Origin of the sequence: Erwinia rhapontici (assembly GCF_020683125.1) — a bacterium.
Lineage (GTDB): Bacteria > Pseudomonadota > Gammaproteobacteria > Enterobacterales > Enterobacteriaceae > Erwinia > Erwinia rhapontici.
In genome coordinates this window covers 1,931,043-1,943,733 of the sequence record NZ_CP085627.1, presented here as the reverse complement: position 1 = coordinate 1,943,733, position 12,691 = coordinate 1,931,043, and the positions used below count along the sequence as shown (strand labels likewise).

Annotated in this window: 9 protein-coding genes; all 9 read right to left on the bottom strand. The window is 61.8% G+C overall.

Annotation, left to right across the window (positions count from 1 at the left end):
* Positions 1–16: 16 nt before the first annotated feature.
* The gene (locus LJN55_RS09195) at positions 17–3,355 is read right to left on the bottom strand and encodes an ImcF-related family protein (RefSeq protein ID WP_227536085.1); all 3,339 of its coding nucleotides are present in this window, start codon (positions 3,353–3,355) and stop codon (positions 17–19) included.
* Entirely contained in the window at positions 3,339–4,478 is a 1,140-nt protein-coding gene (locus tag LJN55_RS09190) for a hypothetical protein (RefSeq protein ID WP_227536084.1), read from the bottom strand. Before LJN55_RS09190 ends, LJN55_RS09195 begins: the two co-directional genes overlap by 17 nt.
* Positions 4,475–4,732 (bottom strand): PAAR domain-containing protein, encoded by a 258-nt coding sequence (locus LJN55_RS09185; RefSeq protein WP_200642867.1) that lies wholly within the window; start codon positions 4,730–4,732, stop codon positions 4,475–4,477. The genes LJN55_RS09190 and LJN55_RS09185 overlap by 4 nt, the downstream gene beginning before the upstream one ends.
* 21 nt (positions 4,733–4,753) lie before the next feature.
* Positions 4,754–7,276, bottom strand: coding sequence for a T6SS phospholipase effector Tle1-like catalytic domain-containing protein (locus LJN55_RS09180; protein WP_227536083.1), 2,523 nt, complete (start codon positions 7,274–7,276; stop codon positions 4,754–4,756).
* Positions 7,264–7,794, bottom strand: coding sequence for a DUF3304 domain-containing protein (locus tag LJN55_RS09175; protein ID WP_227536082.1), 531 nt, complete (start codon positions 7,792–7,794; stop codon positions 7,264–7,266). The genes LJN55_RS09180 and LJN55_RS09175 overlap by 13 nt, the downstream gene beginning before the upstream one ends.
* Positions 7,795–7,868: 74 nt before the next feature.
* On the bottom strand, positions 7,869–8,399 hold the full coding sequence (gene tli1 / locus LJN55_RS09170; protein ID WP_227536081.1) for a T6SS immunity phospholipase A1-binding lipoprotein Tli1-KP: 531 nt from the start codon (positions 8,397–8,399) through the stop codon (positions 7,869–7,871).
* Between the two features lie 74 nt (positions 8,400–8,473).
* Positions 8,474–9,001 carry a DUF3304 domain-containing protein gene (locus LJN55_RS09165; RefSeq protein ID WP_227536080.1) on the bottom strand — a complete coding sequence of 176 codons (528 nt, stop codon included), beginning with the start codon at positions 8,999–9,001 and terminating at the stop codon, positions 8,474–8,476.
* Entirely contained in the window at positions 9,001–9,765 is a 765-nt protein-coding gene (locus LJN55_RS09160; RefSeq protein WP_227536079.1) for a DUF4123 domain-containing protein, read from the bottom strand. Before LJN55_RS09160 ends, LJN55_RS09165 begins: the two co-directional genes overlap by 1 nt.
* The gene (locus LJN55_RS09155; protein ID WP_227536078.1) at positions 9,762–12,143 is read right to left on the bottom strand and encodes a type VI secretion system Vgr family protein; all 2,382 of its coding nucleotides are present in this window, start codon (positions 12,141–12,143) and stop codon (positions 9,762–9,764) included. The genes LJN55_RS09160 and LJN55_RS09155 overlap by 4 nt, the downstream gene beginning before the upstream one ends.
* Positions 12,144–12,691: the final 548 nt, after the last annotated feature.

Sequence of the window (12,691 nt, the reverse complement as noted above, 5' to 3'; positions counted from 1 at the left end):
ATTCAGCTAAGACGCATTAATCGACGCTAAAAATCTCTGCCGGCAGCGTGAAATTACGCAACTGCAACAGCTCCAGCGGGCCGCTGCCCAGCTGGGAGCGCAGCACCCACTGCAGCGTCCGCCCATCCGCCGCCGCAAAGCTCATCATCCACCGGCCGCCGTCAAGCTGTCGCCGCTTACCCTGCTCCAGCCAGCGGATCAGGCCCCACGTCCCGCTCCAGTCGCCAAACAGCCGTGCTCCCGCCGCCGCGGTGCTCCACGTCAGCATCGTGCCCGGTCTGAAGGTCTCCCCCGGCCAGCGGAACGTCCGCCACTCCGCCATCTGGTTAAAATAGCGCAGCGTCTGTCCGTCAACGGTCAGCTGCGTTTCCACCACCTGCGCCACCGGCCGCGCCTGCAGCTCAAAGCGGATGCCCTGCTGCCCGTCGGTGAACAGCACGTCCGACAGCCCGCTCAGCTGATTCAGCGCCTTCAGGAACGCCGGGTTAAAGGTCAGCCCCTGGCTGCTGGTACTGTCCGGCACCCAGCGGCTGCCCTCCTTGTGCAGCACGCCGCCCAGCTCCGCGTTAAGGAAGCGCTCGATGCGCCCGCTGTCCTTACGCAGGAACTCCGCCAGCATCGGCAGCGAGGCCTCGTTGTCGCTGGCCGCAAACGGGTAGCGCCCGTCAAACGCGCTGCGCCACGGCGTCACCACCGAGCGGCTCCATTTCGCGTTGAGGCTGGCGGCCGACGGCTGCAGCACCGTCTCCCACGCCCGGGTCAGCGGCTGCACGAACACCGTCTGACCGAACCCGCTCCACTCCTCTCCCAGGCTGGCGGCCATCAGGCTGCCGTACTGGCGGGTGTCGGTCAGGTCGACGCTGTTGCCCTTAAACACCGTCTGCGCCAGCGCCTGCATCCTCTCCTGCGGGTCCGCGCTGCCCGCCACCTGCTGCAGCCGCAGGCGCACGCGCGTGAGGCGCGTCAGGTACGTCTGCAGGCTCAGGCCGTCGTCGCCGGACCCCGCGCTGTGACGCCCCGTCAGGCTCAGCAGCGGGCCAAAGGTGGCATCCAGCGGCCCCTGCGGCCCGGTCGCACTCTGGTCGATAACCGGCTTCTGGCCGCTGCCCGTCAGCGCCTGCGCCGATTTCATCAGCGTGTCCGACAGCGCCTCGCTTTTCTGCCCCGCCTGCCCCTGCCACGCCAGCTGGTTCATCAGCGCAATCAGCGGCGACTGGCGCACGTCGCTCATCAGCGTCAGCTGGTCCGTCACGTCGGCAACGTTGTCCACCGGGTTGAGCCGCAGGCCGTTAAGAAAGTTCAGCCAGCCGCCGGCAAAGTCGGTGAAGTAGCGCGCCGTCAGCCGCGCCTTCAGCGCCTCCGGCGACAGGTCAGCCGGCGCCGGCTGGCGGCCGTCGCTCAGCACCCAGTCAATCTCCTCGCGGCGTGACCTGGCCGCCTTTTCAATCGCCTGCTGCACGCCCCCTTCCCACGCCTGGCGGGTAAACATGCCCGGCACCACCGCCTCCGTGGTGAACAGGCGGCGGGCGTCGGTGCCCGCCGTCATGTCCTCCAGCGTCAGGTCGGCAAAGCTGCGGCGCACCGACTGCAGCACCGCCTGATACAGGGTGCCTTCGGCGTTGCGGCGGCCAACCTGCTGCAACAGCAGCTGGCGGCTCTGGCTGACCAGGGCGGCGTCCGGGGTGATGGCCCACTGCGGCCGGTGCGGCAGCTCGCTGATATAAAATGCCCACAGGTCCGGCGCCAGGGCCTGCCACAGGCCGGGTGAGATGCCGTCACGGGACGGCTCAACCGTCTTCATCACCTGCGCGTAAAACGCCCCGTCCACCCTGTCCGGGCGCGCCATCATCAGCCACGCCTTCAGCCGGTCGTAGCCAGCCTTTGCCCCGGCGGCGCGCTGCGGGCTGTCCGGCGGCAGGTCGGCCAGCGCCCTGAGCGCCCGGTGCAGCGCGGCAGCGGCCGGGTCACGTATCAGGCGGGTATTCGCCACCCCGTACCAGGGCATCACCGCGTCAAGCAGCGGCGTGGTGTGGTCGAGGCCGAAGCGCTGATACCAGGGCGTACCGTCCTGTTTCCGGAGCTTCAACAGCCCGGCCCCGTTGCGCAGCGCGTGCAGGTCAGCCAGCTGCCGGTCGGAGACCTCAGGCGTCTGGACCAGGGCGCGGGCCTGCTCCGCCACGCTGACAATCTGCTGGCGGTTGAGCGCGAAGGAGAGCAGCATCCCCGCGCCCCACAGGCCGACGGCGGCCATCAGCGCCCGGGCCAGCGTCTGCTGCCAGGGCAGGCCAACCCGGCGGCCGCGCAGCCGGGTGCAGTCCTCCACCACGCCCTGCCAGGTGGCGGGCAGCGTCAGGGCATGGGGCGGCAGCGCCGCCGTATCGCCGGAGGATGCATCGTTCTGCGGCAGGCTGAACATCAGGCCGCGCAGGACGATGCGCCGCTGCGCGGCGTGCAGCCACGGGGTGAGCTGTTCCTGCCAGCGTTCGCTGCCGCCCTGCGCCAGCCGCTGCCCGAGGCGCAGCAGGAAATCATGCGACAGGCTCTGCGCAATCTGCGCCATGCCCATCTCGCGCAGCGGCGACAGCAGGCCGTTGAGCTGTGAGGCGATATCCTGCGGCTGCGCGCGCGGCGGGAAGGTGGCTCCGACCGCCTGTTCGGCACGTCCGGCCTGCGGCCAGTCGCTGTGGCACAGCTGCCACAGCCACACCGGCGGCTGATAACGCAGCAGCGTGCCGATGCTCTCCAGCGCACGCAGGTCGGCGTCGCTCTGCTGCGGCGTCAGGCTCTGCTCCGCCCCCAGCACGCGGATAATGCCGTCGAGCGGGCGGCCCCGGCGCAGGGTGCGCAGCGCGGCGAATCTATCGGCATCCGGTGCCCCGCTCAGGCTGCCGCCGTCAATCAGCACGGTGCGGCTGCCTTCCAGCCAGTGGTTTTCCCGCAGGCCGGGCAGCAGGGCTGCGCGGGCGGCATCGTCGCCGACGACTAAAAGCAGGCGCACCCTGTAGCGCCAGAACAGGCCGTAGCGGGAATGGAGGTGGTTTTTCAGCGGTGCATGAAGCACGTCTCGCACGCCTGGTGCTACCGGTTCAGGTTTACGGGTTGCAGACGCGCCAACGTTATCCTTAATGAGCAGCCGGAAGGCCATAAACCCCAGAACCAGCAGGCTGAGCGCCATCCCCCAGACGATAAAGCAGGCAGCGATAAGCGGGCGCAGTGCATCCCACTCCGTTGCGCGTTCGGTCCCCCACAGCCACCACCCCAGCCCGCCCAGCAGTACCAGCAGGGTGACAGCGGCGATGCAGACGGTGGCCGTGGCGGCCACAGAGAAAGCAGCAGGTTTATTGACTTTGTCCATCAGGTTTTACGATCCCAAGAGCAAGAGTATTCATCGGGTCGCGGGCTATCCAGCCACACGGTTGTTGGTGGTGCGCGGCATAAATGGCTGCCAGCGACAGCATGGTTAACGCTTCCATATTGCCGATATTGCCCCAGCTGGCATCCTGCAGATGCTGGCTGACATCCCAGCCGCTGTGCGCCAGCGCAGCCAGATCGGGCCGGGAGAATAGCGGGCAGGCTTCAGGCGGATCTCTCAGTTCACTTTGATCAAGCGCACGGGCGCAGACCTCGGGCAGCGCATCGCCGTTTTCGGCGCAGAAGGTTTCACCACGCGTCAACTGCACCCGGCCATTTCGCCCGGCCAGCCAAAGCACGGCGGCTTCCCCGGCGGGTAGCGCACTGCCCGATTGCGCCACGAGCGACTGACAGCCTGCGATCAGCATCGTGTCACCCGGCTCAGCCTGTGCCAGCCCGCGGGCGATGGCCGCAAGGCTGGCTTCCCCCTGCCAGGATTCAGGCTGTGACGGCAGCAAAACATCCGGGAAGGTCGCCGCCATCTGCACGTGAAATGCCTGCCAGCTCTGCTGCGTTCCCTGCCAGTAGCAGCGCAACGGCGAGGCGAATGCTTTATCCCTGCGCTGCTTGTGCCATTCTGTCGCCAGCAGTTCCGCCAGCTGCTTTTCACGCGCGGTAGCGTCGGTGGCGGAGATATGCGGCAGGCGCAGTGCCCTGCCTCCCGGCTCTTTTTTTTCTACCGGTTGACGCTGTTCACGTCTGAGCACGCGCAGCCAGTCGTCTGACCGCATACCCGCAGGCCCCAGCAGGACCACCTCCTGTAACGCAAACGACTGGCGATGCTGCGCCCACCACTGCTGCTGTTCATACGCCACCATCTGCTGGTAGTAAGCGGCATTGTGCATACTGACGCGGTAGTACAGCAGCCGAATCAGCCAGCCCGTTCCGACCAGAATCAGTGACAGCAGAATAACGGCCACCCTCGTTGAGGTATTGCCCTGGGTTGACGGCAGCAGTGCGCTCCCGCCACCGCTGAGCAGCACCAGCAGCGCAGCGGCCGACAGCCAGCGGGCGTTAACAGGGGGGTGAGCCGTTTTATAAGCGGGGTAGTCAGGTAGCGGCCTCACCGGGCGACACCACAGTCCGGGAAGGAGCTGACCAGCGTGCAGCCGCAGGCACAGCGGTGGCCATGTAGCGCCACGGGCTGACCATCGACTTTCATCAGCGCGCTGCCTTCGGCGATCGTGGTCATGCCGTGTTCATTGCAGTTTACCGGGTCGCCCTTGCAGGCAAGCCCCTGTCCAAAGCACTGATAGTGCCCGCCCAATACCTTTCCGCCGTATTCCCGCAGCGTATCTCCTTTGCGGATGACCTTACTCATCGGATACTCCTTTCCTTTGTCTTAAGTGATTGCCGCCTGAGCTTTCTCCAGCCAGCTGGCCGGGATCGCCGCTTTGGCCCGCGCCAGCTGCTGTTCCGCCACCACGATTTTTTGCTGAGCGACCACCACACCCGGTTCCGTGGTAAATGCCCGCAGTTGCTCCCCACCCGGCAGCGAGGGCAGCGGCAGCTGGGTAATGCGATCCAGCACCTCGACCTCCATTGAATACAACGCCCCGGTCGCGGCCAGCCCGGCCAGTTTTCCCGTCAAACCCTTTTGTTTAAAGCTGACGATCACCCCGGTGGTGAGCGTGGCAAAGCCCACCAGGTTCCCGGCAATAACCAGCGGCGAGAGGGACTTATTACAGGCTTTGCTGAAGTAGATCATGCGGTAGCGGAAGTAACCTGCCCACATCTCACGCGTACCGATCGTGGAGTGCATAAACCAGGCGCGCGAGTCGTGCACCTGGTCGTCAAACAGCGCCCTGACCAGCCCGGAAGGCTGCTCCGCATTGCTGGCTTCCCCCTCTTTGGGAAAGAGAATGCCGACCTTCGCCTCGCCGTCGGTTTTAATTCGCCGGTACTCCTGCGGCTCATCATCGGTATTGAAGATAAAAAGCATCGGTTGCAGTACGGTATCCAGCACCAGCTGCGCCAGGTTATCCGGGATGCGGTAGCCGTCGTGGTAGTCCTTGCCAAACTCCTTCGCCGCTTCAAACAGCTGGGTCTGGGCCATGTCGGGGTCATAGTCTTTTATGCCTGGCTTATACACCAGCTCATCCATCTCATCTGCGGACTGAGCCACACGCTGTTTCTCGCGCCAGGCGATCACCTCGTCCTGATCTTTTTTCTGTTTTGCTTTACCTGCCTCACGTGGGCCAGGCAGCGCCTGGGTGTCGGTGGCTGACATATAGAAAGGCGTTGTCAGCAGGGATCCTTTGGCATAGCGCTCAATACGCCAGGCGGTGATCCACGCAATCTGATTGTCGACCAGTTTCTCCAGGCTAACGCTGCCGCGCGGTGGGTCATATTTGGCCGCCTCTTCAGACGTTATTGCTGGCGGGGCGGTAAGGCCGAGGGTGAGTTCGCGCCAGGCGTTGAATCTTGCTACTAATGATTTATGAATTCCAAATTGTTCAATAAGATCAGGTGGCATTGATCTCCATGAGTCCTTTTTAAGAGATTCAGAGAGTGAGTCCACGGGTACTTTTAGCGGAGCGCCAGCTGCGAATGCTGAGGCATACAGCTCATTCAACGCTATTTGCGACAGCAACAGTCGATCATTGAGAGGATCGCCGGGTTTATAACCGATGCCCAGCCCTTTCCCCTGGTCCCTGGGCGGATAACCGCCGCCAATATCGGAGTGCATCCCCGGATAAACCACCTCGGTGGCATAAGGGGGATACCGGCCGTTCGCCCGGCGCACCGAGTCGAGCGGGAAACAGAGCCGCTGCTCGTGGCCGGACACCAGATGCACGCATTTCTTAATCAGCCCGGCAAAGGTCTTATCATCCGGCAGCTCCATGGTGTCGTCGGCCCAGGACATATGCCCCTCGGCCACCGGCACCACATGTGCCACCCCGACCGAGGCCACGGTATCCAGCAGCCCGAGAAACTCGATGCTGATCGGCAGCTGATATTCACCAATTTGCAGATGCTGTGGCGGCTTGTCCTCCTCCTCTTGCGCTGCGCCAGCCTGCAGGCTCTGCGCCGGTTTATCTTTTTTCACCGGCGGTGGCAGCAGCTCGCTCAACCAGCGGACAAAGGCACGCGCCGCCGCTGCGCCGCGCGAAAAACCATAGATATACAGCTTGATATCTAACAGCTTCGGCTGACCCACCCCCGGCGCGATCAGCAACGGCTTCAACTGGGGAGCTAACTCCGTCAGCAGACGGTTAAACTCCTCATAGCGGTTATGGCTGCCGCCTATCCACAACCGGCTCCAGCGGGTGCCCATTTTAGCAATGGATTTGCGGCTGGCTCCTTCTGACAGTTTCACCCGGTTGTGGGTCGAATCTTTGCTGACGCGCATTAACACATCAATAATGCGCAGCAGCGCCCAGTTAATGCGCTCCTCACCCATGGTTGCCCCCACCAGCCCCATGGTGGAGTAGTCGAGGTCACCCACCTCCGGGAACGGGGTGCCCACGCCGGGAATATAGAATTTAAAATATTTACCACCGCTGTCACTTGCCGCATCCAGCGGTACCTTGCTGGTATCAGGCCCCCCCCCTGCCGTACCGTCGCCAATAGCGGCGCGGAACAGACGGGCGATATTGGTCGGGTGCTTCGGGTCGGACAGCACAAAATCATTGTTAAGGTTATTGCCGGTGCCGTCGAAAAACAGGCTGATATGCAGCGATTTACAGCATGGCGGCTCTACGCGCCGCCCGGCAGCCAGGCACAACGCCTGGCGGTAGTTGCGCTCGCTGCTGTTCTGCTGATGGTAGTGCTGCCCGACCAGCAGCGGTTGGCTGGGCAAACGCCCCTGCGCCGGGAACGGCGGCGGGGTCCACGCCAAGTCGGTCTCTGTTACTTCGGACATACTTTCGGCTCCTTCATCCTGATGGGCTCTTTAATCGGGTAGGCCGGGCTGCCGTAGGTGTAACAGCTGGTCGTGACCTTCACATCGTCACAGGGCAGAAAATGCACCGTGATACCGCAGGTATCCTGACCGTTATAGTCAGGGAGAGGCACGGTTTTGCTGTGCTGACGTTTCTGGGCATCAATTTTTTTCTTCCATGCAAGATATTTTTCCTCATCGGCAAAACCTGGGAAACCGGCTGACGAACCTTGCCCCGTTTCCCAGTCAATACGCACCTTCATACCCGGCTTCCATTGTGCGGGTGAGCTGTAGCAGCAGCCACCGCCGCCGCCCTGATACGGGCCGATAATATCGATGCCCGACTGACCGTCGACGCTAAAATGATTGACCGCCCAGTGAGTGTGGTTGATGGCATCAATGGTGCCACCGCCGCCACCCCGGGCCTGAACAACGGGCTGCGAGCAGCCGGATAGCAGCAGCACTCCCGCCAGCAGCGGGCTTAACAGTGTGAGTTTCATCTGACTTCCTTGTTTCAATGGGAACGAACGTTTTACCGCGCAGGATGCCGCGCTGGCCGACAGTTACTGCCCTTTTATTTCGGGCAAACCTCCGGCTCCTTCATCCTGATGGGCTCTTTAATCGGGTAGTTGGCATTTTGGGGCGACCAGCAGCTGGTCGTGACCTTCACATCGTCACAGGGCAGAAAATGCACCGTAATACCGCAGGTGTCCTGACCGTTATAATCGGGGAGCGGCACGGTTTTGCTGTGCTGACGTTTCTGGGCATCAATTTTTTTCTTCCATGCAAGATATTTTTCATCATTTCCAAACCCGGGGAATCCTTCCGTTCCCCCAACTCCCGTTTCCCAGTCAATACGCACCTTCATACCCGGCTTCCATTGTGCGGGTGAGCTGTAGCAGCAGCCACCGCCGCCGCCCTGATACGGGCCGATAATATCGATGCCCGACTGGCCGTCGACGCTAAAATGATTGACCGCCCAGTGGGTGTGGTTGATGGCCTTAATGGTGCCACCGCCGCCGCCCCGGGCCTGAACAACGGGCTGCGAGCAGCCGGATAGCAGCAGCACTCCCGCCAGCAGCGGGCTTAACAGTGTGAGTTTCATCTGACTTCCTTGTTTCAATGGGAAAAAACGTTTTGCCGCGCAGGATGCCGCGCTGGCCGACAGTTACTGCCCTTTTATTTCGGGCAAACCTTCGGCTCCTTCATCCTGATGGGCTCTTTAATCGGGTAGTTGGCATTTTTGGGCGACCAGCAGCTGGTCGTGACCTTCACATCGTCACAGGGCAGAAAATGCACCGTGATACCGCAGGTATCCTGACCGTTATAATCGGGAAGCGGCACGGTTTTGCTGTGCTGACGTTTCTGGGCATCAATTTTTTTCTTCCAGGCTTTATATTTAACTCTGTCAGCAAATCCGGGGAACCCTTTAGATCCCCCAACTCCCGTTTCCCAGTCAATACGCACCTTCATACCCGGCTTCCATTGTGCGGGTGAGCTGTAGCAGCAGCCACCGCCGCCGCCCTGATACGGGCCGATAATATCGATGCCCGACTGGCCGTCGACGCTAAAATGATTGACCGCCCAGTGGGTATGGTTGATGGCATCAATGGTGCCACCACCGCCGCCCCGGGCCTGAACAACGGGCTGCGAGCAGCCGGATAGCAGCAGAAGTCCCCCAGCAGCAACGCAGAGTCTGATATTCATCAGGCTGTTTCTCCTGCGTTATGCCATTTTTTTATCACCCAGGCCTCGCGCGCATCATCCAAAATAATGCCCTGACCTGTGGCCTCTACCATGCCCTGATAGCAGCGTGAAAACAGCGCCTGCTTTGATGCATAAACGCCTGCGGGCGGTGCACAGCGTTCCAGCAAAATCAGGGCATCACAGACGCACATCAGGTGTTCCAGCTGACGATCGCTGAGATCCGTTTGCTGGCATTTTTCATCGCGTAGCGGAGGTTTACCGATACCATTGATAGCGCACGAGCTGCCGTCCATATCCTGCCAGGCCCAGAACAGTGCGGGACGCAGTAAAGCGTGCTGCTGCCGTTCGGTGAGAACGTGGGAAAAAAGCAGCGGGAAGATGCGCGTATCGTAAAAGCGTAAAATTCCGCCCCTTCCTTCCTGAGTAATATCGATGCACTGCGTCAGCCAGCCTGCCAGAGAGGAAAAGGGCCACGCTGAGCACAGCAGCAGTAGCGGGGCCTGAGCGGCGGCCTGCTGGCTGATGTCCTGCAGCCACTGCATCTGCCGGGTGTCATCGAGGATAATGCGCGCAATCAGCGGCGCTTCATCGACAATAAATTCTTCCGGCAGCCCGTGATAAAGCGACTGCCATTCTACCGAAAGCGCGTTCAGCGCCAGGATAATGCCGCACTCCAGCCCGGCCTGATCGACGATAATATCCAGATAATCGGTGCCCGATGCACGACAGGTTGCGGCCACCTCTTCAATCCATTGCTGAGTCATTTTATCTCCCTTGGTACAAAGCCCTGCGCCAACTTCTGCGCTATTTTCATGCATTCTTTACATACCGCTGCCGGCATTTCCGGCAGCGGGAAGTCCTTGCTGGCGGGGCCTTGCAGATCGTGCTGACCTTTCAGGCTGATCAGGCCCGGCCCGTGAATTTGCACTTCTCCCTGCGGCGTAAGGCGGATGTAAGCCCCGCCACAGCCCAGCGTGATGCCATTTTTAGCCGTCAGTTGCAGATGTCCCTGGGTTGACTGCACGGTGACATCTTTCAGAGCGGTCAGTGAAAGGACATCGCCATGTGATTCAATCTCCAGCGGGCCTTTGCCGGACACCAGACGCATGCCTTCGTTTTGAGCCAGCAGGGATATGCTTTGGCTGGCATTCACTGACAGACGCTGTGCGCTGGCGATGTTCACTTCGCCGAGGCTCTGCATATACAGCCCGTTGCCGCTGTGCAGCAGCAGGGTTTCCGGAGTCACTGCACCTATGCCTTGTGGCGCGCTCATTAACAGCATCGGGCCTTTAAGCGGGTCTGCGCGGCTAACCAGTTTTTTCAACCCCAGGGTGTCAGGGTTGTAGTTGTGGTGAGTCTGGGTAATGCTGCCCCATTGCGTAGCCTGACTAAGCGCCCCTTTCAGCAGGCTGATAGCCGGTGCCATCTCCAGCACCGCCCCCTGCGCCTTCGCCTGCCCGTCCGCCGTGATAAACAGCCCCTTATCCGCACGGATCGCCCCCCAGCCGTCGCTGCGCAGCTCGAACCCCTCCCCGCGCTTCTGCTTCTCACCGTCCACGATGTGCCCGAGGTTCAGCTGGCTCTTGCCGCCGTATTCGGTGCTCAGCTTGATATGCTCCTGCCCGCGCGTGTCGTCCATCCGCAGCTTGTTGTTCGCCGGGGTGCGCAGCACGTTGCGCTTATAGTTGCGGATGGTCACCGGGTCGCCGTGCGCCGAGTCGTGCAGCACACCCGCTATGTACGGCCGGTCCGGGTGGCCGTGCTCAAAGGCAATCGCCACCTCCGTGCCCGCCAGCAGCGGCAGGTGCAGCCCGTACGTGTCCCCCGCGTAAGGCCGCGCCTGGCGCACCCACAGGCTCTCGAACCCCGTTTCCCAGCCGTCACGGTCAAACAGCATGTTCACGCGGTAGCGCCCGTCGCGGTCGATGTGCCCGTAAGGGTCGTTTATCCGCGTGCTGGTCACCCGCGCGGGCAGCGTGCCCGCCATTGCCGGGGGCACGGGCGGCTGCGGGCGGAAGCCGTAGCGGTTATTCAGAGGAATGCCCTCAAAGGCGGTTTCAAAACTGCGGTCGCGCCGGGCGGTGCTGACCGTCGCCGTGACCAGCACGCCGCGGCGGAAGACGTCGCTGACCCCGGTCCCCCCGGTGACCTTCAGCTCGCCGCCGGAGGCCAGCGTGGCGCAGCTGGTGACGGCGGACACCCGCGTCTGGCCGTTCAGGCAGCGCTCGTGGCGCAGGCGGGCGTAGAACGCCCCGCTCTCAGGCTCCGGGCGGTGGCTGTAGCCGTCGCCCGGCGTGAGGTAATTCTCCCCCCAGCGATACGACTCACCGTAGGTGGTGTCGTCGCCGCCGGTGACGTCGGCGCGCACGTTCATGTCCTCAGTGGCGTTGCGGTAGTTGTAGTCGCGCCCGCTGACGCTTTTTTCCACCACCGCAGAGCGGCTGGCGAGGTCCCACACCGAGTCGGTCTCTGCATCGTGCAGGCCGGACGGCGGCACCGCGGGCAGCATCAGCCCTTTCACGTGGCCCTGCTTCCCGTCGAAGCACTCCATCACGTCAATCTTCAGGCGGGTATCGGTGGTGAAGCGGAACCAGATGCCCGCCTCGCCCAGCAGGCGGGTGATAAACGCCAGGTCATCCTCGCCGTACTGCATCACCTGTTCGCGTGGCGGGTACGCGTGTTGCAGGGTGAAAACGAAGTCCTGGCCGCGCATGCCGTGGCGCTCGCGCAGGATTTTTTCCACTATCTGCGGCACCGACAGGTGCTGGTAAATGGCGTTGTGGCGGCTGCGCGACAGCAGCGCCAGGCGCGGCTGAAGGGTGACGGCGTAGAGGGTCTGGTCGGCGGAGGTGCTGAGGCGCTCAAAGCCGGTGACCACGCCCTGCACCACGCGCACCGGCTGCTGAACCCGCACGCCCCAGGCCTGGGCGACCGGGGCCTGCAGGGTCAGCGAAGCGGGCTTCATCAGCATCGCCTCGCGGGTGATGCCGTGGTCGGCGCTGTTAAATTCGATGCGCCAGCGGAACGGCTCGCTCAGGCGTTCTTCACCCTGAAAGGCCAGCACGTCGGGTTCAGGGGTGCAGCCGCGTATTGCCAGCAGGTGGTGGCTGTGGCTGAAAAAAGAGAGGGGATGGGTGCTCATGATTCACCTTCCTTAGTGTTATCAAATGAGATTCAGTGGCGGCCCAGCCAGAAACAGTGATGGCCGTGCATGACTCCCGGCACGGCGGGTTAACGTACAACCCTTCGGGGTACCGTTGGTGCAATCGGGCGCGTGGCACCATAGCCTTGCACAACAGAGTTCCAATAAGCTCCACTCATATTTCCCCCTGTGAAAGCAGGCGAGAAAAACAGAGAAAGACACACTCTTTATGTGCATACAGACGCAAATATATAGTACTTAGGTCATGCTGCTCAAGAATGGAATGTTTTGTTTTTATATGAAAAATATAGGAATTTTCTAGTTATTATTCTTAACTTACTGAAATGAGTCGTGAATCCAGGAGAATAATTTCCCCGAAAAAAGGAGGATAACAGGGTGAGAATGTCAGGTAGAAAAGCCATCAGCCTGGCTATTACATCAGAATGAATTAACTGTTTCTGTAATAACCATCATAGAACGCGGATAAACATGACCGCCGTTCGCCGAATACGCTGCGAGGGCCTAAAAGGTATCGGTCCGGGATGTAA

What these genes read in the sequence shown, in the direction of transcription:
- LJN55_RS09195 (WP_227536085.1), bottom strand. Translation starts at nt 3,355, where the DNA reads ATGGACAAAGTCAATAAACCTGCTGCTTTCTCTGTGGCCGCCACGGCC.
- LJN55_RS09185 (WP_200642867.1), bottom strand. Translation starts at nt 4,732, where the DNA reads ATGAGTAAGGTCATCCGCAAAGGAGATACGCTGCGGGAATACGGCGGA.
- LJN55_RS09180 (WP_227536083.1), bottom strand. Translation starts at nt 7,276, where the DNA reads ATGTCCGAAGTAACAGAGACCGACTTGGCGTGGACCCCGCCGCCGTTC.
- LJN55_RS09175 (WP_227536082.1), bottom strand. Translation starts at nt 7,794, where the DNA reads ATGAAACTCACACTGTTAAGCCCGCTGCTGGCGGGAGTGCTGCTGCTA.
- tli1 (WP_227536081.1), bottom strand. Translation starts at nt 8,399, where the DNA reads ATGAAACTCACACTGTTAAGCCCGCTGCTGGCGGGAGTGCTGCTGCTA.
- LJN55_RS09165 (WP_227536080.1), bottom strand. Translation starts at nt 9,001, where the DNA reads ATGAATATCAGACTCTGCGTTGCTGCTGGGGGACTTCTGCTGCTATCC.
- LJN55_RS09160 (WP_227536079.1), bottom strand. Translation starts at nt 9,765, where the DNA reads ATGACTCAGCAATGGATTGAAGAGGTGGCCGCAACCTGTCGTGCATCG.
- LJN55_RS09155 (WP_227536078.1), bottom strand. Translation starts at nt 12,143, where the DNA reads ATGAGCACCCATCCCCTCTCTTTTTTCAGCCACAGCCACCACCTGCTG.